This is a genomic window from Halomonas sp. G15 (assembly GCF_021282295.1).
Taxonomy (GTDB): Bacteria; Pseudomonadota; Gammaproteobacteria; order Pseudomonadales; family Halomonadaceae; genus Halomonas; species Halomonas alimentaria.
In genome coordinates, this window is sequence record NZ_JAJSPA010000024.1 from 1 (window position 1) to 18298 (window position 18298).

The 18298-nt window shown below is 61.7% G+C and carries 20 protein-coding genes, 1 tRNA gene and 2 pseudogenes; 8 read left to right on the plus strand and 15 right to left on the minus strand.

What is annotated here, in order from left to right:
- Positions 1 to 215, minus strand: a pseudogene (locus LWH48_RS11915) (IS200/IS605 family accessory protein TnpB-related protein); the annotation flags it as partial.
- An 89-nt stretch (positions 216 to 304) separates the two neighbouring features.
- Here LWH48_RS11915 and tnpA point away from each other — a divergent pair.
- Complete coding sequence (gene tnpA, locus LWH48_RS11920) at positions 305 to 742, plus strand: IS200/IS605 family transposase (RefSeq protein WP_232912747.1); 438 nt, start codon at positions 305 to 307, stop codon at positions 740 to 742.
- Positions 743 to 787: 45 nt separating this feature from the next.
- Here the strand turns inward: tnpA and LWH48_RS11925 are convergent, their stop codons facing one another.
- Positions 788 to 1255, minus strand: coding sequence for a DUF2489 domain-containing protein (locus tag LWH48_RS11925; protein ID WP_232912748.1), 468 nt, complete (start codon positions 1253 to 1255; stop codon positions 788 to 790).
- A 209-nt stretch (positions 1256 to 1464) separates the two neighbouring features.
- Here LWH48_RS11925 and LWH48_RS11930 point away from each other — a divergent pair.
- Positions 1465 to 2922 (plus strand): annotated as a pseudogene (locus LWH48_RS11930) (SLC13 family permease).
- Positions 2923 to 2995: 73 nt separating this feature from the next.
- On the opposite strand, the gene cyoE reads toward LWH48_RS11930, so the two are convergent.
- Genes cyoE through LWH48_RS11950 form a run of 4 tightly spaced genes read right to left on the minus strand, consistent with a single transcriptional unit; the run spans position 2996 to position 6319 of the window.
- Positions 2996 to 3949, minus strand: coding sequence for a heme o synthase (cyoE, locus tag LWH48_RS11935; protein WP_161432211.1), 954 nt, complete (start codon positions 3947 to 3949; stop codon positions 2996 to 2998).
- Positions 3942 to 5009, minus strand: coding sequence for a COX15/CtaA family protein (locus LWH48_RS11940; protein ID WP_161432212.1), 1068 nt, complete (start codon positions 5007 to 5009; stop codon positions 3942 to 3944). Before LWH48_RS11940 ends, cyoE begins: the two co-directional genes overlap by 8 nt.
- Positions 5010 to 5036: 27 nt before the next feature.
- Complete coding sequence (locus LWH48_RS11945; protein WP_161432213.1) at positions 5037 to 5600, minus strand: hypothetical protein; 564 nt, start codon at positions 5598 to 5600, stop codon at positions 5037 to 5039.
- Positions 5597 to 6319, minus strand: a complete 723-nt coding sequence (locus LWH48_RS11950; RefSeq protein WP_232912749.1) for an SURF1 family protein — start codon at positions 6317 to 6319, stop codon at positions 5597 to 5599. The genes LWH48_RS11945 and LWH48_RS11950 overlap by 4 nt, the downstream gene beginning before the upstream one ends.
- Between LWH48_RS11950 and LWH48_RS11955 the strand changes: the two genes are divergently transcribed.
- Complete coding sequence (locus tag LWH48_RS11955; protein WP_161432215.1) at positions 6318 to 6509, plus strand: DUF2909 family protein; 192 nt, start codon at positions 6318 to 6320, stop codon at positions 6507 to 6509. The genes LWH48_RS11950 and LWH48_RS11955 overlap by 2 nt on opposite strands.
- Before the next feature lie 23 nt (positions 6510 to 6532).
- On the opposite strand, the gene LWH48_RS11960 is transcribed toward LWH48_RS11955, so the two are convergent.
- From LWH48_RS11960 to LWH48_RS11980, 5 genes are all read right to left on the minus strand, one after another.
- Positions 6533 to 7390 carry a cytochrome c oxidase subunit 3 gene (locus LWH48_RS11960; protein WP_232912750.1) on the minus strand — a complete coding sequence of 286 codons (858 nt, stop codon included), beginning with the start codon at positions 7388 to 7390 and terminating at the stop codon, positions 6533 to 6535.
- The gene (locus LWH48_RS11965; protein ID WP_232912751.1) at positions 7387 to 7986 is read right to left on the minus strand and encodes a cytochrome c oxidase assembly protein; all 600 of its coding nucleotides are present in this window, start codon (positions 7984 to 7986) and stop codon (positions 7387 to 7389) included. Before LWH48_RS11965 ends, LWH48_RS11960 begins: the two co-directional genes overlap by 4 nt.
- A 30-nt stretch (positions 7987 to 8016) precedes the next feature.
- On the minus strand, positions 8017 to 9651 hold the full coding sequence (ctaD, locus tag LWH48_RS11970) for a cytochrome c oxidase subunit I (protein ID WP_232912752.1): 1635 nt from the start codon (positions 9649 to 9651) through the stop codon (positions 8017 to 8019).
- Between the two features lie 58 nt (positions 9652 to 9709).
- Positions 9710 to 10828, minus strand: coding sequence for a cytochrome c oxidase subunit II (gene coxB / locus LWH48_RS11975; protein WP_232912753.1), 1119 nt, complete (start codon positions 10826 to 10828; stop codon positions 9710 to 9712).
- A 168-nt stretch (positions 10829 to 10996) separates the two neighbouring features.
- A complete protein-coding gene (locus LWH48_RS11980) occupies positions 10997 to 11170 on the minus strand; it encodes a DUF2970 domain-containing protein (RefSeq protein WP_232912754.1) in 174 nt (57 codons plus the stop codon).
- 138 nt (positions 11171 to 11308) lie between these two features.
- Between LWH48_RS11980 and LWH48_RS11985 the strand changes: the two genes are divergently transcribed.
- Positions 11309 to 11638, plus strand: coding sequence for a hypothetical protein (locus LWH48_RS11985; RefSeq protein WP_232912755.1), 330 nt, complete (start codon positions 11309 to 11311; stop codon positions 11636 to 11638).
- Between the two features lie 63 nt (positions 11639 to 11701).
- Here LWH48_RS11985 and LWH48_RS11990 read toward each other — a convergent pair whose 3' ends face one another.
- The 3 genes from LWH48_RS11990 to LWH48_RS12000 all read right to left on the minus strand — a co-directional run bounded on the left by LWH48_RS11990 (position 11702) and on the right by LWH48_RS12000 (position 13152).
- A complete protein-coding gene (locus LWH48_RS11990; protein ID WP_232912756.1) occupies positions 11702 to 12436 on the minus strand; it encodes an LrgB family protein in 735 nt (244 codons plus the stop codon).
- Positions 12433 to 12792: a CidA/LrgA family protein gene (locus LWH48_RS11995; RefSeq protein ID WP_232912757.1), complete on the minus strand. Its 360-nt coding sequence runs from the start codon at positions 12790 to 12792 to the stop codon at positions 12433 to 12435. Before LWH48_RS11995 ends, LWH48_RS11990 begins: the two co-directional genes overlap by 4 nt.
- A gap of 93 nt (positions 12793 to 12885) precedes the next feature.
- Complete coding sequence (locus LWH48_RS12000) at positions 12886 to 13152, minus strand: DksA/TraR family C4-type zinc finger protein (RefSeq protein ID WP_161432224.1); 267 nt, start codon at positions 13150 to 13152, stop codon at positions 12886 to 12888.
- A 295-nt stretch (positions 13153 to 13447) separates the two neighbouring features.
- Between LWH48_RS12000 and LWH48_RS12005 the strand changes: the two genes are divergently transcribed.
- Positions 13448 to 13524: transfer RNA gene (locus LWH48_RS12005), tRNA-Pro, on the plus strand.
- Between the two features lie 427 nt (positions 13525 to 13951).
- Positions 13952 to 14863: a hypothetical protein gene (locus tag LWH48_RS12010; protein WP_232912758.1), complete on the plus strand. Its 912-nt coding sequence runs from the start codon at positions 13952 to 13954 to the stop codon at positions 14861 to 14863.
- A 628-nt stretch (positions 14864 to 15491) separates the two neighbouring features.
- Here the strand turns inward: LWH48_RS12010 and LWH48_RS12015 are convergent.
- A complete protein-coding gene (locus LWH48_RS12015) occupies positions 15492 to 15854 on the minus strand; it encodes a hypothetical protein (protein WP_232912759.1) in 363 nt (120 codons plus the stop codon).
- 375 nt (positions 15855 to 16229) lie between these two features.
- On the opposite strand from LWH48_RS12015, the gene LWH48_RS12020 reads away from it, so the two are divergent.
- Together LWH48_RS12020 and LWH48_RS12025 are read left to right on the plus strand one after the other, a co-directional pair.
- Positions 16230 to 17309, plus strand: coding sequence for a type I restriction endonuclease (locus LWH48_RS12020; protein ID WP_232912760.1), 1080 nt, complete (start codon positions 16230 to 16232; stop codon positions 17307 to 17309).
- Between the two features lie 126 nt (positions 17310 to 17435).
- The gene (locus LWH48_RS12025; RefSeq protein ID WP_232912761.1) at positions 17436 to 18251 is read left to right on the plus strand and encodes a DUF6236 family protein; all 816 of its coding nucleotides are present in this window, start codon (positions 17436 to 17438) and stop codon (positions 18249 to 18251) included.
- The last annotated feature ends 47 nt before the right edge of the window (positions 18252 to 18298 follow it).

The following is an 18298-nucleotide window of genomic DNA, read 5'->3' on the forward strand; positions in this document are numbered from 1 at the left end:
AACTCGATGGCGGCTCGGCGCAGGTAGGACGGGAACTTGTAGAAACGCTTCACGAAGTAGTGGTGGCGAGGCGAGGGGTTCTTCTTGGTCGGGTGCATCAGCCGCTCCACGGCAGCGGCAAAGCTGGAGGCCTGCTGCAGCGACGGCCAGTTGGCCAGGACCACCACCGACAACGCACGGCAGAACTGGCGATACTCCGCCAGCGTCAAACGCATCAGGTGTCGCTGCTGCGTCGTGGCTTGTAGTGGCCACTTGTCCGTGCGTATCATCGACTTTGTCATGACTCATATAGTCGGTGCATAGAATGGAAATTTCAAGGCTTCGTACAAGCAACCACAGTGCCTACAGGCTTTATTATCATCTGGTGCTGTCAATGAAGTATCGCCACAAGTGCTTGACGGGGCCGATGCTGGAGCGTCTGGAAGAGATGCTGCGCGACCTGCTATTCCGATGGGGCGGCGAGCTGGTCGAGTTTGGCGGCGAAGCCGACCATGTGCACCTGCTGTTTGAGGTGCCGCCGACCGTGAAACCGTCCGATCTGGTAAAGAACCTGAAATCCGTCACTGCCCGTCGCATGCGCAAAGAGTTCGCGGCCGAATTGGCGCCCTACTACTGGAAACCCTACTTCTGGAACCGGGCCTATGCCCTGATCAGTGTCGGCGGCCGGGCCAGCATCGAAACGCTGCTGCGCTACATCGAAAACCAGGACGACCCTCGCAAGCTCGGGCAGCCGCTTAACTAACGCATCACGCTTCGCGTCGATGCGTAGGATGCGCGGCCGATTTGCTCAATGCAGGCTCGCCGGCCAGTCGCGCCGGAAGGCCAGCGCCGCCCTGGCGGCCTCGAGTACGGCATGGCGATGCTCCTCCTCGACTGCGAAGCGCTCCTTGTCCTCCTTGAAGCGCTCCTTGGGGCTGAGCGCCTGACGCGCCTCATGGGTATGCAGGTGCCGGGTAAGGGCATGCACGTCGCCGAAGGGACGGAAACTCTCGCGTTCCAGCAGACGCGAATCGAGGATCTCCAGCAGCACCTTGCAGCGCCATGCACCCTCGGTGATATCGACCTGTTCCTGGAGCAGCGCCGAGGCCACCAGCTCGAGGTTCTCCAGGCAGTTATCGTGGGCGCGCTTCAACTCCTCCTGCTGACTCGCCCGGCGCCGGCGAACTTCACGCCACAGGGTAAAGGCATAGGCGCCGAGGCCGGCGATGATCACCAGGGCAAGGCCGGCAAGGATCAGGGCAGTGGTGGTACTCATCGGGGATCACCGTGGTATCACGAGAAATGGGCTGTCGATTCTACCTGCTTGCACGCTTCCACCCCAACGTCACCACGATGACACCCCGGTAGCCAACGAGGCCTTCAGGCGTGATGCCGCCGGCTCGGGACGCTGACGCGCAGCTGCATACTTAAGTATAATGCGATTACCAAGCGTTCCATGCACCCCGCCAACCAATGGAGACAGGCATGTCTGAGCCCCCCACTCCCGCAGGCGCGCCGGCGCCTCCTTCTACCGCCGCCAGGATCGGCCTGTGGTTCGGTCCCGCCCTGCTGCTGGCCACCCTGCTGTTGCCGCCACCGGCGGAAATGTCACCCGCGGCGTGGGCCTGTGTGGGCATGGCGCTGCTGATGGCCACCTGGTGGTCCACCGAGGCCATTCCGATTCCCGCCACCTCGCTGCTGCCCATGGTGCTGGTGCCGGCCCTGGGGCTGGGCAGCATGAGCGAGGCCACCGGCAGCTATGCCAATCCGATCATCTACCTGTTCCTGGGCGGCTTCCTGCTCGGCATCGCCATGCAACGCTGGGAGCTGCACCGCCGCCTCGCCCTGCACGTGCTGAAGCTGGTGGGGCACCAGCCGCGGCGGCAGATCGCCGGTTTCATGCTCGCTACCGGATTCCTGAGCATGTGGGTATCCAATACCGCCACGGCGATCATGATGTTGCCCATCGGCATGTCGGTGATCAGCCTGCTCGGCGACAGCGATCCCGAGGAGCTCAGGCGCTATGCCACCGCCCTGCTGCTGGCCATCGCCTACTCGGCCAGCATCGGTGGCGTGGCCACCCTGATCGGCACGCCGCCCAACGCCCTGCTCGCCGGTTACCTGGCCGAGGATCGTGGGATCGACCTGGGCTTCGCCCAGTGGATGGTAGTTGGCCTGCCGATCAGCATCGCCATGATGACGGCGGCCTGGTGGTGGCTGACCCGGCGCGGCTTCGCCCTCGATGCGGCCGGCCAGAGCGCCAATATGATCGACGACGAGCTGGAAAGGCTCGGTCGCATGTCGCTGGCGGAGCGCCGGGTGGCCATGCTCTTCACCCTCGCCGCGCTGGCGTGAGTTGCCCGCCCGCTGCTCAATGACGTCGGCCTGCCCTGGCTCACCGACACCGGCATCGCCATCGCCGCCGGCATCGCCCTCTTCCTGACGCCCAGTGGGACACAGGCCGGAGAGCGGCTGCTGGTCTGGGACGATGCCCAGAAGGTCCCCTGGGGCATCCTGCTGCTGTTCGGTGGTGGCCTCGCCCTGGCCGGCACCATCACCCGCACCGGGCTGGCGGAGTGGATCGCCAACCAGCTGGGGATCTTCGGTACCCTGCCGCTGCTGGCCATGATCGGCATCGTGGTCCTGGTCATCATCTTCCTGACCGAGGTGACCTCCAACACCGCCACCGCCGCGGCCTTCCTGCCACTGCTGGGCGCCCTGGCGCTGTCGCTGGATATCTCTCCGCTGCTGATCACGGTGCCGGCGGCCATCGCCGCCAGCTGTGCCTTCATGATGCCGGTGGCAACGCCACCCAACGCCATCGTCTTCGGTACCGGCCATATGAAGATCCAGTCGATGATCCGGGCCGGCTTCGCCTTGAACCTGATCAGCAGCGTGCTGGTGACCCTGATGGCCTACGGGCTGATCCAGCTCTTCTGGTGATCTCTCTCCCTGCCAACGACACGGGCCCGGCAGATGCCGGGCCCGTGTCGTTGTCGCTAGGCGATGGCACCCACTACTGGATCCCCGGAGCCATCCAAAGCGACCAGGCCTGGGCGTAGTGATCCAGCAGCAGCACGCCGAACAGCCCCAGGATATAGCGAATAGAGAACCAGAAGGCGGCCAGGGGAGCCTTCGGGTCCTGCCCCCGCCACACCCGGTAGTTCCAGACCATAAAGCGCATATTGAGCGCCATCACCCCGACCAGATAGAGCGCCCCGCTCATGCCGATGGCGAAGGGCAGCAGGGTCACCGCCACGGTCAGCCAGCCGTAGAGCCACACCTGCAGTCGGGTAAAGGCCTCCCCATGGGTGACCGGCAGCATCGGCACACCGGCACGGGCATATTCATCGCGCTTGTGCAGTGCCAGTGCCCAGAAGTGCGGTGGCGTCCAGGCGAAGATGATCAGCACCAGCAGCAGCGGCTCGGGGCCGACCTGGCCGGTCACCGCCGTCCAGCCCAGCAGCGGTGGCGCCGCCCCGGCTACCCCGCCGATCACGATGTTCTGGGGCGTGGCGTGCTTGAGGAAGGCGGTATAGACCAGTGCGTAGCCGATCAGCGAGCCCAGGGTCAGCCAGGCGGTCAGGGCATTGACCTGCCACACCAGCAGGGCGAGACCGGCCAGCGAGAGCAGCGTGGCCCACGCCAGGGCGATGCTCCCGGGCATGCGCCTTGCCGCCAGCGGGCGTCGCGAGGTACGCAGCATCATGGCATCGAGTCGCCGGTCGACCACATGGTTGAAGGCCGCCGCCCCGCAGGCGGTCAGGCCGATCCCGGCCAGGCCGTAAAGCACCACGGCAGGCGACGGCAGCACCGGCTGCGCCAGCGCCATGCCCACCAGGGCACACACCAGCATCACCAGCACCACCCGTGGCTTGCACAGGGTCACCAGGTCCCGCCAGCCCCATTCACCCAGCGCCGGGGACGGGAGTTCGGCGACACGGATCTCGGTCGTCAGCGCATCAGACATGGAGCCACTCCTTCTTCTGCAACGATGATTGTTGTGTCGTGGTCGACGCCGGCGCCAGGCAGCGCCATCTCCAGGAAGCCAGCGCCAGGCTCAGCACCAGCGCCACGGCGCCAGCGGTATGCAGCAGCGCCAACCACAGGGGCAGCCACAGCAGCACATTGGCCACCCCCAGCGAGAACTGCACCCCATAGGCCAGGCCCAGGGCACCCAGCCACGGACGCATCGCCGTCTCGCGCCAGTAGCACAGCAGCAGCGCCAGGATCGCGACTCCCAGCGCCAACGCCCCCAGGCGGTGCCCCACCTGGATGGCACTGCGCGCCTCAGCATGCAGTTGACCATGCAGGTAGTTGGGGCCGACGCTCTGGGTCAGGTGAAAGCCCTCGCTCCAGTCCAGGCCGGACCACCACTCGCCGTTGCAGGTGGGGAACCCCTGGCAGGCGATGCCGGCGTAGTTACTCGACACCCAGCCGCCCAGCGCCAGCTGAACCACCAGCAGGAAGGCAGCCAGCCCCCAGAGTGGTGTCAATGCGCGGCGCGGCGCGGCAACCCCGCCAGGCGCCAGGCTGCCGCTTGCACAACGCCGCAGGCGCAGATGCAGCCACAGGAACACCAGCATCACGCCAAGCCCCCCCAGCAGATGCAGGGTGACCACCTGGGGCCACAACCTGAGGGTAACCGTGAAGGCGCCGAACGCCCCCTGCACCAGGATCAAGGCCAGCAGCCCCAGGCTGAGGCGCCAGGGGTAGTCGGCACGTCGCCGCAGGGGCCTGCCCAGCACCACCAGGGCGATGACCAGCAGACCCAGGGAGGAAGCCACATAGCGATGGATCATCTCCATCCAGGCCTTGGCACTCTCCAGCGGTGCTTCCGGGGTGTGGGCCAGGGCCCGCCCCTCGTCGGGCACCACCAGGGCGCCATAGCAGCCCGGCCAGTCGGGGCAGCCCAGCCCAGCATCCACCAAGCGCGTCCAGGCGCCCAGTAGGATCACCCCCACCGTCAGCACCACGCCCAACAGGCTCAGCATCTTGAGCAGTGCCAGTCGCCGCTGTGCTGCGTGCATCGCCCCACCTCCCTTGTCATTGCAGGATCAGCGTCCCGCCAGCTCCTGGCCCGCCAATTCCTGACCACCCTGCCAGGGTGCCTCCGGATTCATGCGCAGCAGGCGCCCCAGATCTGCCTTCACCGCATAGGGGTCCACATCCGCCGGGTAACCAAGCACCGGCTGTCCACGCGGGTCGAGCAGCCATAGCCGACCCGGCTCGAGCCAGCTTGGCCGCTCAGCCCAGCGCGCCACCACCTCGCCGGGCAGCGCCTCGGCCTGGCCGCCCACGCGCAACCGGCTGACGCGGGGCGCCTCACGCCCCAGCGCGCGATGCAGACGCCACCACTGGTCGCTCAGCTCGGCACAGCGCCGTCCGCAGTCGAAGGCCAGTACCCAGTCGCCGGACACCGACGGTGCCATGTTCGCGGCCAGTGGCCACTCGGCGAGTACCGGAATCTCCGGGGCCAGTTCACCATGGGCCGTGCGCCCCTCGGGGATGCCGACTCGCCCTAGCGCCATGACCGTGGCCACCAGCACCGGCAAGGAGAGGAACAGCAGCAGCGCCAGCAGCTTGAGCCGCCCGTAGCGCGCAGCATGGGTCATCGTCATTTTGAGTCCTCCACGGGCAAGCCGTCGCGGCGCATGCGCCGCCCGCCGATAATCATCACCACCAGTGCCGCCAGCGCCAGGCCCCACCACTGGACGGCGTAGCCCACATGTCGGCTGGGCGGCATCACGCTGGGCGTCCACCAGGCTGGGAGCGCGCCGGGCCCCTCCTCCAGATGCAGCCAGCCAGGGTGGGCGAAGTCGAGGGCCCAGGCGTCGAGCTGGATACGCTGCAGCCGTGCCCCCTCATGGTTGGGACCGAACAGCGGCGCGCCCTCACCCGCCGCCTGCCAGCGTCCACGCAGGGTGACCCTGCCCTGTGGCGTCGCCACGGCAGGGTCGGCACGGCTGGTGCCGGTCTCCAGGAAGCCGCGCTGCACCAGCCAGATCCGCCCATCATCGCCTCGCAACGGGGTCAGCGGAGCGACCCCCAGGCGACCGTCATGGGTGCGGTTGTCCAGAAACAGCGTGCGGTCCACCAGGTACTCGCCGCTGAGCGTGAGACGGCTGCCCTCGGGGGGCATCTCGCTGGGCGCTGTCAGGGTCGGCGCACTCGACAACCGCGCCAGATAGTCACGCTTTTCCTCGCCGCGCTCCCACTGCCAGAGGCCCAGCGCCAGCCCCAGCACCACCAGCAACGACCACAGGCTCCACCACAGGCGTTGCCGCCACCTTCCGCGGCGGGCATGCTGGGAAACATTGCTGCCCAAGGAGTGTTCCATGCTGCTCAAGGTCCTGATCGCTCTGGTGTTCCTGGCCATGCTGGCGAGCCTGGCCGCCGGCGCCGGCTTCCTGCTGCGCGACAGCGGCACCTCACGGCGCCTGCTGGTCTCCCTGAAGCTGCGGGTGGCACTGGCCGCCACCCTGCTGGCCCTGCTCTTCTACGGCTTCTATGCCGGCAGCCTGGGCTGATCCTGCGAGTCCCTGACACCGGATCAGAACACGTAGACGAACAGGAAGAGCCCGATCCACACCACGTCCACGAAGTGCCAGTACCAGGCCGCCGCCTCGAAGCCGAAGTGATTCTCCGGGGCGAAGTGCCCCCGCAGGATACGGAGCAGCATCACCGTGAGGATGGTGGCACCGATGATCACGTGGGCCCCATGGAAGCCGGTAAGCAGGAAGAAGGTCGCCCCATAGATCCCCGCCTCCAGGGTGATGCCGTAGTGGTGGTAGGCCTCGTAGTACTCCACGCCCTGGATGATGATGAAGGTGAAGCCCAGCAGCACCGTGACCAGCAGCCAGTTGCGCGTGGTCTCGCGCATGCCCTCCTTGAGCCCCTCGTGGGCCACGGTGAGGGTGATGCTGGACCCCACCAGAATCAGGGTGTTGACCAGCGGCAGCTGCCACGGACTGAAGGTATCGCGGGGGCCGGCCACGTCGCCCGGCGGTTCCAGCAGCGGCCAGCTGGCGGTGAATTCCGGCCACAGCAGTGCGGCCACGCCCTTGGCCCCGTCGCCGTCCAGCCACGGCAGCGCGAAGGTGCGCACATAGAAGAGCGCACCGAAGAAGGCGGCGAAGAACATCACCTCGGAGAAGATGAACCAGGCCATGCCCTGGCGGAAGGAGCGATCCATCTGGGCATCGTAGAGCCCACCCCGGGACTCCTTGACCACATCCCGGAACCACAGCCCCATCACCGCGAGCACCGCCAGCACCCCCGCCGCCAACAGTGCGCTCCCCCGGCCATGCACCATCAGCATGCCGGCTCCGATCATCATCGTGCCCAACGCCAGCGAGCCGAGGATCGGCCACTTGCTGGTTGCGGGGACGTAGTAGCTGCCACCACTCATGCCTCATCTCCTTTGCCGGCAGTCGCCCGGGCCTGAAGCACGGCTTCATCGCGGGTGACCGGATACAGGGTGTAGACCAGGGTCAGGGTATTGACGTCCTCGGGCAGGTCGCGAGCCAGCTGGAAGACCAGTGGCAGTTCGAGGCGCTCGCCCGCCTCGAGGCGCTGCTCCTGGAAGCAGAAGCAGGCCAGCTTGCGCAGGTGCGGCGTGGCCTCGGCCGGCGACACGCTGGGCACCGCCCGCCCCCATAGCGCCGTCTCGGCCGGATTGTGGAAGGTGAAATCCACCTCGGCGCTCTGGCCGGGGTGCAGGCGCACCTGGCGGGTCTCGACCTCCAGGTTCCACGGCAGCCCGGCGCTGCCCCGGGTGATGAACTGGACCGTCACCATGCGCGAGTCGTCGACCTCCTCATGGACGATCGCCTGGGCCGAACCGCTGGTCTTGCCGTTGAGGCCGGTGACCTCGCAGAACACGTCATAGAGCGGCACCAGGGCGAAGGCGAAGGCGAACATGCCGGCCAGGGCAAACAGCGTCTTGGCGACGGTGCGGCGCACCCCCCGGCGGGACGCGTTCGGCGAGGCATGACTCTCAGGCATGAGCGACTCCTCCTGTACTTGGGATGGGCGTCATTCACCCTCACGGCGGAAGGTGGGCGGGTGCTCGAAGGTATGCAGGGGCGCCGGGCTCGGCACGCTCCACTCGAGGTCCTCGGCGCCCTCCCAGGCCTTGGCCGGCGCCTTCTCGCCGCCCCGCACGCATTTGATGATCAGCAGCACGAAGAGCAGCTGGGAGGCGCCAAACATGAAGGCCCCCAGGCTGGACGCGAGGTTGAAGTCGGCGAACTGTAGGGCGTAGTCGGGGATGCGCCGCGGCATGCCGGCCAGACCGGAGAAGTGCATGGGAAAGAAGGTCAGGTTGACCCCGATCACCGACAGCCAGAAGTGCCACTGAGCCAGCTTCACGTTGGGGTAGTGGCCGGTCCACTTGGGCAACCAGTAGTAGGCCGCAGCGAGGATCGCGAACAGTGCACCTGGCACCAGCACATAGTGGAAGTGCGCCACCACGAAGTAGGTGTCGTGGTACTGGAAGTCGGCAGGCGAGATCGCCAGCATCAGCCCCGAGAAGCCACCGATGGTGAACTGCACCACGAAGGCCAGCGCGAAGAGCATCGGCGGCTCGAAGCTGATGGAGCCGCGGAACATCGTGGCGATCCAGTTGAACACCTTCACCCCGGTGGGCACCGCGATCAGCATGGTGGTGTACATGAAGAACAGCTCGGCGGCCAGCGGCAGCCCCACGGTGAACATATGGTGGGCCCAGACCAGGAACGACAGGATGGCGATGGCCGCCGTGGCATAGACCATGGAGGCGTAGCCGAACAGGCGCTTGCGCGAGAAGGTCGGGATGATCGCCGAGACGATGCCGAAGGCCGGCAGGATCATGATGTAGACCTCGGGATGCCCGAAGAACCAGAACAGGTGCTGGAACAGCACCGGGTCCCCGCCGCCGGCGGCATTGAAGAAGCTGGTACCGAAGTTGATGTCCATCAGCATCATGGTGACCGCCCCGGCCAGCACCGGCATCACTGCGATCAGCAGGAAGGCGGTGATCAGCCAGGTCCAGCAGAACAGCGGCATGTCCATCAGGCGCATGCCCGGTGCGCGCAGGTTGAGGATGGTGGCGATGATGTTGATGGCGCCGAGGATCGAACTGATGCCGGCGATGTGCAGCGAGAGGATGAAGAAGGTGGTGGATGGCGGCGCATAGGTGGTGGAGAGCGGCGCGTAGAAGGTCCAGCCGAAGTTGGGGCCACCTCCCGGCATCAGCAGGGTGCTGAGCAGCAGCGTGAAGGCCACCGGTAACAGCCAGAAGCTGAAGTTGTTGAGCCGCGGCAGGGCCATGTCCGGTGCACCGATCTGCAGTGGCACCATCCAGTTGGCCAACCCCACGAAGGCCGGCATGATCGCCCCGAACACCATGATCAAACCGTGCATGGTGGTCATCTGGTTGAAGAACTCCGGCTCCACCAGCTGCAGGCCGGGCTGGAACAGCTCGGCGCGCACCACCAGCGCGAATACCCCACCGATGAAGAACATCGTCAGCGAGAAGATCAGGTAGAGGCTGCCGATCTCCTTGTGGTTGGTGGTGAGCAGCCAGCGCATCAGGCCACGCGGCGGGGCGGGATGCGCCGCCGCCTGGCCGCCGGCACTGGCGGTGGAGCTCTGCTCGACGGGGTGATGCAAGGGCAACTTGGGTGCCATGGTGAATCTCCCTGATCTTCGCTGTTCTTGTCTGATCGTTGGGGAACCGGGAGCCGGTCTAGTCGGCCAGCCGCTCGGCAATCTCCGCCGGCTGAACCAGGTCACCGGTTTCATTGCCCCAGGCGTTGCGTTCATAGGTGATCACGGCGGCAATCTCCACCGGGCTCAGGGTATTGCGGAAAGCCGGCATGGCCGAGCCCGAGACCCCGTTGACCACGGTCTCGATATGGCGCTCGCGCTCATCCATCAATGCCTGGTTGCCCGCCAGGGCCGGGAAGGTCGGCGGATTGCCGCTGCCATCCGCCTGGTGGCAGGAGGCACACACGGCGTTGTAACTCTGCTCGCCGCGCGCCATCAGCTCGTCCATGGACCACTCGCGGTCGACGCCCGATGCCTCCTGGGCGCTGGCCTCCTTGCGCTCGGCCAGCCAGGCATCGAACTCCTCGCCCTCCATAGCGTGCACCACGATGGGCATGAAACCGTGGTCCATGCCGCACAGCTCGGCACACTGGCCGCGATAGATACCGGGCTCGTTAATCCGCACCCAGTTCTCGTTGACGAAGCCGGGAATGGTGTCCTGCTTGACGGCGAGATCCGGAACCCACCAGGAGTGGATGACATCGTCGGAGGTGAGCAGGAAGCGCACCTTGCGACCCACCGGCAGCACCAGCGGCTCATCGACCTCGAGCAGATAGTGCTCGCCCCGCTCACCCTCGCCGCGGATCGTCTCTCGTGGGGTGCCGAGGTTGGAGGTGAAGGCGACGTCCTCCCCAAGGTACTCGTAGCGCCAGCGCCACTGCTGCCCGGTGATCATCACATCCAGGTCGGCGTCAGAGGGGTCGTACATCTTCTTGAGAGTGGCCGTGGCGGGGACTGCCATGCCGATGAGGATCAACAGCGGGATCGCCGTCCAGATCACTTCGACAAGGGTGTGCTCGTGAAAGTGCGCCGCCTTGGCCCCCTTGGAATGACGAAAGCGGAACAGGGAGTAGAACATCACCCCGAACACCACCACGCCGATGACCACGCAGATCCAGAAGATGGTCATGTGCAGCGAGTGAACCTCACGGCTGACGTCGGTCACACCCACCGGCATGTTCCAGCCGTTGGCCATGGCCAGCGTCGTCATCAGGGGGACGACCAGGCAACCTGCCATCCACACGATGAACGTGCGCATCGGCGCCTCCTCCTAGCTAGTTGTCGTGGCTTATTGTTGTCGTGAGCTGTCGTGTCGTGCGGTAACTGCACGCTACTGCTCGATCAGTTCAGATACACCTCATAAAGTGAGTGTAGACCCCTCGCCTGCGGCCAACTGTCGCAGAACTCCATTCCGCCAACGGCAATTTCAACGCGCCACCGTCACGGCAAGCACCGCCACCAGCACCACCAGCACAAGCGCCATCAGTATGCCCACGACAATAAAGGCCACGGGATGGCCCTTCTCGAAGTCCTCGCGCCGCTGCACATCCTTCTGCACACCGAAGAAGGCCGCTAGCACAGACTTGACAACGCTCCACATCGCACACTCCCCATGCCGGAAATCAAACACGCGCGGTTCCACCGCAGGTCTTCCCCGTCTACCTCTCCTATACTCTAGTCAAGAGACCACGGCATTTGCCGCAAAGTCATCCGATGGTGCATTCCGCAGGAGGTCATCATGACCCAGAATCCCTTTGCCAACCCGATGCTGGAGTGGTGGCAGCAGCAGTGGACCCAGGGCGTCAATCCCATGGCTCGCACCCAGCTGGCGTGGATGGAGAGCATGGCCGAGGCCCTGCAGTTCGAGGCCCAGTTCCTGAAGGCCATCGCCGAGAGCGGTGAACGGATGGCCAAGTGCTTCAACGGCAAGCAGCCCACTACCCCGGAGGAGGTGCGGGCCTGCTACGAAAAGCTGGTGAAGGAGGTAGGCGACGCCCAGATGAAGCGTCTCGAGCAGGCCTCACAGCTCACCCACGATTTTCGCAAGCGGCTCTGGGAGGAGATCTGACCGACCTTGGCCGCGTCCGCACTACGCCAGACGACACCCCAGGCGCCCTTCGAGGGCGCCTTTTCAGTTACCCAGCCCGAACAGCCCCGTGATCAGCGGCAGCAGGAAGGCCGTCAGCAAGCCGGTCAGGCCCATGGCCAGGCCCGAGAAGGCCCCGGCCACGGCACCGATATGCGCGAAGGCCTGGGCGGTGCCGAAACCGTGGGCGGAGAGCCCCAGTGCAAAGCCCTGCACCGCCGGATCCTTGATGCGCAACAGGCGGAATACCCAGGGCGCCAGCGCACAGCCGATGGAACCGGTCAGCAGCACCAGTCCCGCGGCCAGAGAGGGAATGCCTCCGATCTGCTCGGCGATACCCATGGCGATGGGAGAGGTGACCGAGCGCGGGGCCAGGGAGAGCACCGTTTCCGGGCGCGCACCCATGGCCAGGGCGATGCCCAGGGTGCTGGCCACCGCGGTAACGATGCCCACCCCACAGGCCAGCAGCAGCGGCATCAGCAGTCGCCTGATCCGCTCGCGATGATCATAGAGGGGAATCGCCAGTGCCACGGTGGCCGGACCCAGCAGGAAGTGAATGAACTGGGCCCCTTCGAAGTAGGTGGAATACTCCATGTCCACCAGCAGCAGCAGGCCGATCAGAATGGCGATGGAGAGCGTGACCGGGTGCACCAGCGGCGTGCCCCCCAGTGCCTTGTTGATGCGCACCGCCAGGGTAAACACCAGCAGCGTGACCAGCAGGGAGAGCAGCGGATTACCGGAGAGATAGACCCATAGCTGGTCGAGTGTCGCGACGTTCATCGCCCCTGCCCTCCGCGGCGACGATTGAGCCGATCCAGGGCCCAGGCGGTGGTGGCCAGGGTGAGCGCCGTGGATACCACCAGGGTGACGAGGATCGGCCACAGGTCGCGTCCGATCAGGGCGAAGTGGACCATCAACCCCACGCCCGCCGGCACGAAGAGCAGCGTGAGGTAACGTAGCAGCCCCTCTCCCGTCAGGCGCAGGCTGTCCGGCACCTTGCCACGCACCATCAGACCCACCAGCAGGATCACCATGCCGATCACCGGTCCCGGTATCGGCAGGGTCAGGCCACGCGCCACCAGCTCACCCAGAAACTGGCACGCGAGCAGCACGCTCATTCCCATGATCAGCGGCATTCGCCACCTCCCGCAAACAAGGCCATCCAAGCCGGAACGCAGGGTATGCTGCCCTGCGCCGGAGCAAACCACCGAAGAATCAGGCGGGCCAGCTCAGCGCAACTGGCTGTCCTTGCTGCCCCTGCGGTTGTAACCCGCCGTGGCGCCCTGCCGCTTGTCACGCTCTGCCTGGCAGGCGACACACAGACGCACCCCGGGAATGGCCTCGCGCCGCGCCTGCGGTATCTCGTCATCGCACTCCTCGCAGTGCGTAAGACTCTCGCCATGCGGCAGCCGGCTGCGAGCCAGCGATACCGCATCCTCAACGCTGGCATCGATCTGATCCTGAACCGCACCATCCTTGCTCCATCCGCCCGCCATCTCCATCTCCTCCCGGCCATCAGGCCGGCAACGCCTGATCACGCCCGGCCCGAACGGGAAGGTCCCGAACTAGGTTACCGGACACACCACTTCGCGGCGAACCACGCCACCGCTTGTGCTCGATCCTGATGATTGCGTCACATCATAGTGCATAACCCGGGCCGGCCCCAGCGGCCCCGAGCCAAGCGACTGAATCGAAAGTGCAAAAGGGGCTTTTCATTTGCCGACGAAAGCGCTAGTATACGCCTCGTTCTCGGGGGACAGGCCAGATGGCCACAAAACCCGAAAACAGAGTCGGAGCGTGGCGCAGCTTGGTAGCGCGTTGCAATGGGGTTGCAAAGGTCGCAGGTTCGAATCCTGTCGCTCCGACCATTAATTTTAGAGAAAACAGCCGCTTACGGGTTACTCCGAGCGGCTGTTTTTCTGTGCGATCAAAAAATGTCAAAACCGTGTCAAAATTCGCCGTTCCATCCGAAATGGAACTGACCAAATCGCAGCCCCTTGTGATTTTCGAATTTGGAGAAAGTGACCGTTACCTCTGACTTTAGCGTGAAAACTAACAGTGCATACCAGTTCACAATCTAATGCATTGTTATGAAAGGACAACCTCAGCATTTTTATGATGATATATACAGCACACACCACAACAAAGTGAAGCTACTCAGTGGGTAGGTTTTACCAACCTGCTTACAGCCGAACATATTCTGTATGGCCGCAGGTCATGCCCGCACGTCCTTAGGTTGCATATGGTTACATTCACCCAATAGACTTAGGATTTTTGCGGGGGGGAATCCATCAAATGACAATTAATGTAGCCCTTTCGACTTCAGAGGCTATCGTGCTGGGCTGTGACAGCCTCTCAAGCGTCACCCAGCCAGTCGTGCACAGCCACCCGGATAACATCGCATACAAAGATGGAGAAATGCTCCTGGACGATGAAGGGGCACCATGCTTCACCGCTAAGGCCATCACTCATAACGTAGTGAACGTATTTGGCGGTGTACGTAAGATGTTTTGCATATACGAGTCCGGTGACTTTCATGTGGCCGGAGTTACTGCCGGACTAGCTATCCTTGAAGGGATGACAATTGCAGAGCACGCTAACAAATTCCGCAGAGAGAATAGGCATAGTCAGGAGCTTCAAAGCGTCGACGCTGTGGCTGCAGTATTCCTCGAATACATAAGAGAAAAGTGGGAAATAACTGTAGGGTATAAACCAAGCGACGAACATGACCAGTTTTCAGCCCCTTATCCACCCTTAGAGTTCCTGGTAGCTGGGTTTGAACCCTCTGGCGAGGGACGGGTGTACAGGCTAGATGTAAGCAACGACAGCATGGCGCTCCAGCATGATGGGAGCGAAGGAATTGCTTGGGCCGGGCAGGCGAACTATGTCCAGCGGCTTATCATGGGCTTTGATGCCACTTTGGGTGCTAGCCTGATTCAGGAGGGTGGCGTTTCTGAGGACTACCTTGCTAGACTGCGCCGACAGGTAGGGACGAACATCGATTTTGCCAACCTCCCAACGCAGTATGCTATTGATTTTGTTGAGATGCTTGTAAATACACAATCCGGAATGCAGCGTTTCGAGCCAGGCATTGCTACTGTTGGGGGTAGAACACACATTGGCGTGCTCAGGCGTGGTGAAAGGTTCACCATGCTCAATGAGCCTGAGCTGGTACACAAGCACACGGGGTTCAATCATGATGACTAACTTTGCCTCAAGCAGCGGCTCTATCGCCTCCAGCTCGCACGCTCCAAGAGACCCGGATTTTTACAACGGATCTGGATGTTTCACCTCCACCGCAAGCAGCCGTCATGTAGCCCGCAAGAGGGATGAGGTGGAACAGCGAAAAGCGAAAGGCCCAACATATTTTTCACGAAGAATCAAATGATGTTTTTACATGCATATATAATTTTCTGCTGCAACTGAATTTTGTAATAGCCCCGCTCAATGCGGGGCTACGTTATTTGGTCTTCACTTCCTCGAGCCACAGCCTATTCCGATCACCGGCTCCTCGCCCCCCTACATTACCCCATGGCCGACGCGACCCTCTACCGGATAACCACTTGGCGTAAGCGGCTGGAACGCAGAGGGTGGACCACCCTCCGTCGTGCGCGGCCACCGAGAAACCGGCTGATCGAATATCACGTCATCTGGGAAAGTCAGATCGTCAGCGGGCGAGTACAGCTGATGGATTTAGACGACGAAGCCTACTGGATACCTGGATCACCTATCGCACTGCTCGAGCGCGGCCTGGGTGTCGTGGAAGGCGTCTGGCGACTGGCCCAAGGCCAGAACAGACAATCGGGACAGGTCAGGCGCCCTTTACCGTGGCCGCCTACTTGAGTTGTACCAACTGATCGGCTTGCCGCTGGGTCGTTTCTAGGGTCAGGTGCTGCCCGTCCTTGAACTGCATGTCGACCAGATAGCTGGTCTTGCCGTAGAACGAGCCGACGATACACAACACCAGGGCAATGAGTAGACCGAGCGGACCCAGTATTAGGAAGCCGATGGTGCCGAGAAACAGCAGGCCGAGAAGGAAGGTCAAGAAAGCGAAATGGCGCTCTTTTTCACGGCGGGTTGAGACACTGACCAAGGTGCCCGGCGGGTAGACCGCCTCGCGGCTCGCCTTGATATGCACGCCGTGGCTGCCAATTTTGACCTTGCCGCGGGTGCCGAACGAGCCCCCAATGATGCGCATGTCGTCTCCTGAATGAGGGGCATCCGCGCCCAACCGTCCATGGTGTCCTGTGACGCAAGGAGCAAGCGATGCACTCGCAACGCGGAGGAAGTGGCGTCACACCTTCAGCCTAGCACCCGTAACGGCCCCGTCATGACGAGATCGGTTCGCCGGTTTGTAAGAGATTTCCGACGAAAGTGACTCGCCATCTCCCCTCCGGTTCTCGCCCGGTGCCTCGATAACCCCTCAGCCAACCAGCGCTTCCATGCCGAGCCAGCAGCCCTCTCCATTGCCATAGTGCGCCTACGGAGCCTCATGGGCTTTTGTGCTGACGGGAAACCAGGTCTAGGCTAAGAGAACCTCATATCGCATATAACGAAAGTGGCAGGGAACATCATGGAGCTAGGTGACAAGCTGTCCGGGATCGCCCGGAGAGGACAAGATCAGGTAGATCACATCACCAACGAGGAGGCCACCAAGACGGCCCTGGTGATGCCGTTCATCGGCGCGCTGGGCTACGACCCGTTCGACCCGCGCGAGGTGGTGCCGGAATTCACGGCCGACGTCGGCACCAAGAAGGGGGAGAAAGTCGACTACGCCATCAGGACCAACGACACCCTTTCCATTCTGGTCGAGTGCAAGCCAGTCGGGGCCGATCTCGCCAACGTGCAGTACAACCAACTGTACCGCTACTTCGCCTGTACCGATGCGAAGTTCGCCATTTTGACCAACGGCTTCGAGTACCGCTTCTATTCGGACCTCGACTCAGAGAACAAGCTGGACACCCGCCCCTTCTTTACTTTCAACTTGACCGATTTCAACGACCAGGACATCAGCGAGCTTCAAAAATTCACCAAGCCCAACTTCGATGTGGAGGCAATCCTCAGCACCGCCAACCGCTTGAAATACACCAACCTTGCCAAACGGGCCATTGATCAAGTCTTACGCGAGGTGCCGGAGGAGTTCGTCAAATTTATCCTTGGCAAGGTTTACGAGGGTCGGCAGACTCGACAGGTCATCGAAGAATTCACACCGATCATCAAGGAAGCTGGCACTTTATACGTCAAGGAACAAGTTGCCCACCGGCTTAGAGGCGCACTGGCAAGCAACGATATAGAAGCAGCCAACTCCATTCAATCCAGCCGACCGACTCAGGAAGAGCAGCCGCAGCCGGATGATGACGGCATTGTGACCACCCAGGAAGAGATCGACGCTTACAACATTGTGCGCTCGATTCTTGCTGAGCAGGTCGACATTTCCAGGGTGACGATGCGGGATGCCAAATCCTACTGCGCCGTGCTGCTGGACGACAATAATCGAAAGCCTATTTGTCGCTTCCATTTCAATGCCAAAAGCGTAATGAAAATCGGATTGTTTGAAAATAAGCAAGAATCAAAGGTTGAGATCTCCACTGTAAGTGACATATTCAAGTTTCGAGAACAGTTAAAAACGAATGTCAGCCAATACATTGAATAGATAGCTCTCTACGCAAATCGATATTATGTTTTGCGTAGAGAGAATATTATGCTTTTAATCGACAAATAACCTAGGGTAAATAGAGAGTGAAAATTGATTAAAAAAGGAATAATCGCAGAGCCTGACATGGAACTCATAGAGGGCGGAATTAAAATAAATAACGCAAGAATTGAGAGCCAAAAACTGTTCCACTATTTACTATACTGGGATAGAATCGCCTTCCCTACTAACAACGTTATCCACATCCCGCCTCAGCCGGACATTCAATTTCTAGCACAAGAAGGTGAAGCAGAAATAATAAATGTTACAACAGAGGGAGAATTTAACGCAGACGACAAGTTTTTTGTTGCATTGCAAAATATAACTCACCACCAACTTTCAGTAAGGGGTGACATAGAATGGTGCATTGGGAAGCCTTTGAGAGAGAGCTTGCAAGACCCTGAGGCTCCAGACTTCAAAAGCACGATTGAAATGGACCTATATAACGCAATACCAGTTCCAAACTCATGCCACCACATTGAGGACATCCTTTCATTTAAGAAAAAAAGAAACCCTGAGCTTCAAGAACTCAGGCACGTGATAGACGCCATGAAGCTAGAAGCACAAATCAATTACACGAACCCTTTAGCAAGGAAAAAGCAAATTAAAAAAATCCAGAGTGCCATAGATCAAATTCAAACCTGCCTTCATGAAAGCAAGCTGTCTTTTATAAGAAGAAGCGCAAAAATAATTGCTAACAGTCCTGTTAATTTTTATGGGGGGCTGGCCGCCACAATAGCCGGATTCTCTTATCCACCGCTATTAATTCCAATTTTAATTGGAAGCTCTAGCATAGCATGCATATCTTCAGCACCGAGAATAATGAATATAGGCGATAGATTACCAGACAGCCTGAAAAGCTATGCTTATATAGCTTGTGCGAACAGAGAGCTTGGTAACTAATATGCCTAGCTAAACTGTTTTTTACAATGTCTCCTCCTCCATTCACC

Bases quoted from the DNA above. Each gene is read 5' to 3' on its own strand.
- tnpA (WP_232912747.1), top strand. From the start codon at position 305: ATGGAAATTTCAAGGCTTCGTACAAGCAACCACAGTGCCTACAGGCTT.
- LWH48_RS11925 (WP_232912748.1), bottom strand. From the start codon at position 1,255: ATGAGTACCACCACTGCCCTGATCCTTGCCGGCCTTGCCCTGGTGATC.
- cyoE (WP_161432211.1), bottom strand. From the start codon at position 3,949: ATGTCTGATGCGCTGACGACCGAGATCCGTGTCGCCGAACTCCCGTCC.
- LWH48_RS11940 (WP_161432212.1), bottom strand. From the start codon at position 5,009: ATGCACGCAGCACAGCGGCGACTGGCACTGCTCAAGATGCTGAGCCTG.
- LWH48_RS11945 (WP_161432213.1), bottom strand. From the start codon at position 5,600: ATGACGATGACCCATGCTGCGCGCTACGGGCGGCTCAAGCTGCTGGCG.
- LWH48_RS11955 (WP_161432215.1), top strand. From the start codon at position 6,318: ATGCTGCTCAAGGTCCTGATCGCTCTGGTGTTCCTGGCCATGCTGGCG.
- LWH48_RS11950 (WP_232912749.1), bottom strand. From the start codon at position 6,319: ATGGAACACTCCTTGGGCAGCAATGTTTCCCAGCATGCCCGCCGCGGA.
- LWH48_RS11960 (WP_232912750.1), bottom strand. From the start codon at position 7,390: ATGAGTGGTGGCAGCTACTACGTCCCCGCAACCAGCAAGTGGCCGATC.
- LWH48_RS11965 (WP_232912751.1), bottom strand. From the start codon at position 7,986: ATGCCTGAGAGTCATGCCTCGCCGAACGCGTCCCGCCGGGGGGTGCGC.
- ctaD (WP_232912752.1), bottom strand. From the start codon at position 9,651: ATGGCACCCAAGTTGCCCTTGCATCACCCCGTCGAGCAGAGCTCCACC.
- coxB (WP_232912753.1), bottom strand. From the start codon at position 10,828: ATGCGCACGTTCATCGTGTGGATGGCAGGTTGCCTGGTCGTCCCCCTG.
- LWH48_RS11980 (WP_232912754.1), bottom strand. From the start codon at position 11,170: ATGTGGAGCGTTGTCAAGTCTGTGCTAGCGGCCTTCTTCGGTGTGCAG.
- LWH48_RS11985 (WP_232912755.1), top strand. From the start codon at position 11,309: ATGACCCAGAATCCCTTTGCCAACCCGATGCTGGAGTGGTGGCAGCAG.
- LWH48_RS11990 (WP_232912756.1), bottom strand. From the start codon at position 12,436: ATGAACGTCGCGACACTCGACCAGCTATGGGTCTATCTCTCCGGTAAT.
- LWH48_RS11995 (WP_232912757.1), bottom strand. From the start codon at position 12,792: ATGCCGCTGATCATGGGAATGAGCGTGCTGCTCGCGTGCCAGTTTCTG.
- LWH48_RS12000 (WP_161432224.1), bottom strand. From the start codon at position 13,152: ATGGCGGGCGGATGGAGCAAGGATGGTGCGGTTCAGGATCAGATCGAT.
- LWH48_RS12010 (WP_232912758.1), top strand. From the start codon at position 13,952: ATGACAATTAATGTAGCCCTTTCGACTTCAGAGGCTATCGTGCTGGGC.
- LWH48_RS12015 (WP_232912759.1), bottom strand. From the start codon at position 15,854: ATGCGCATCATTGGGGGCTCGTTCGGCACCCGCGGCAAGGTCAAAATT.
- LWH48_RS12020 (WP_232912760.1), top strand. From the start codon at position 16,230: ATGGAGCTAGGTGACAAGCTGTCCGGGATCGCCCGGAGAGGACAAGAT.
- LWH48_RS12025 (WP_232912761.1), top strand. From the start codon at position 17,436: ATGGAACTCATAGAGGGCGGAATTAAAATAAATAACGCAAGAATTGAG.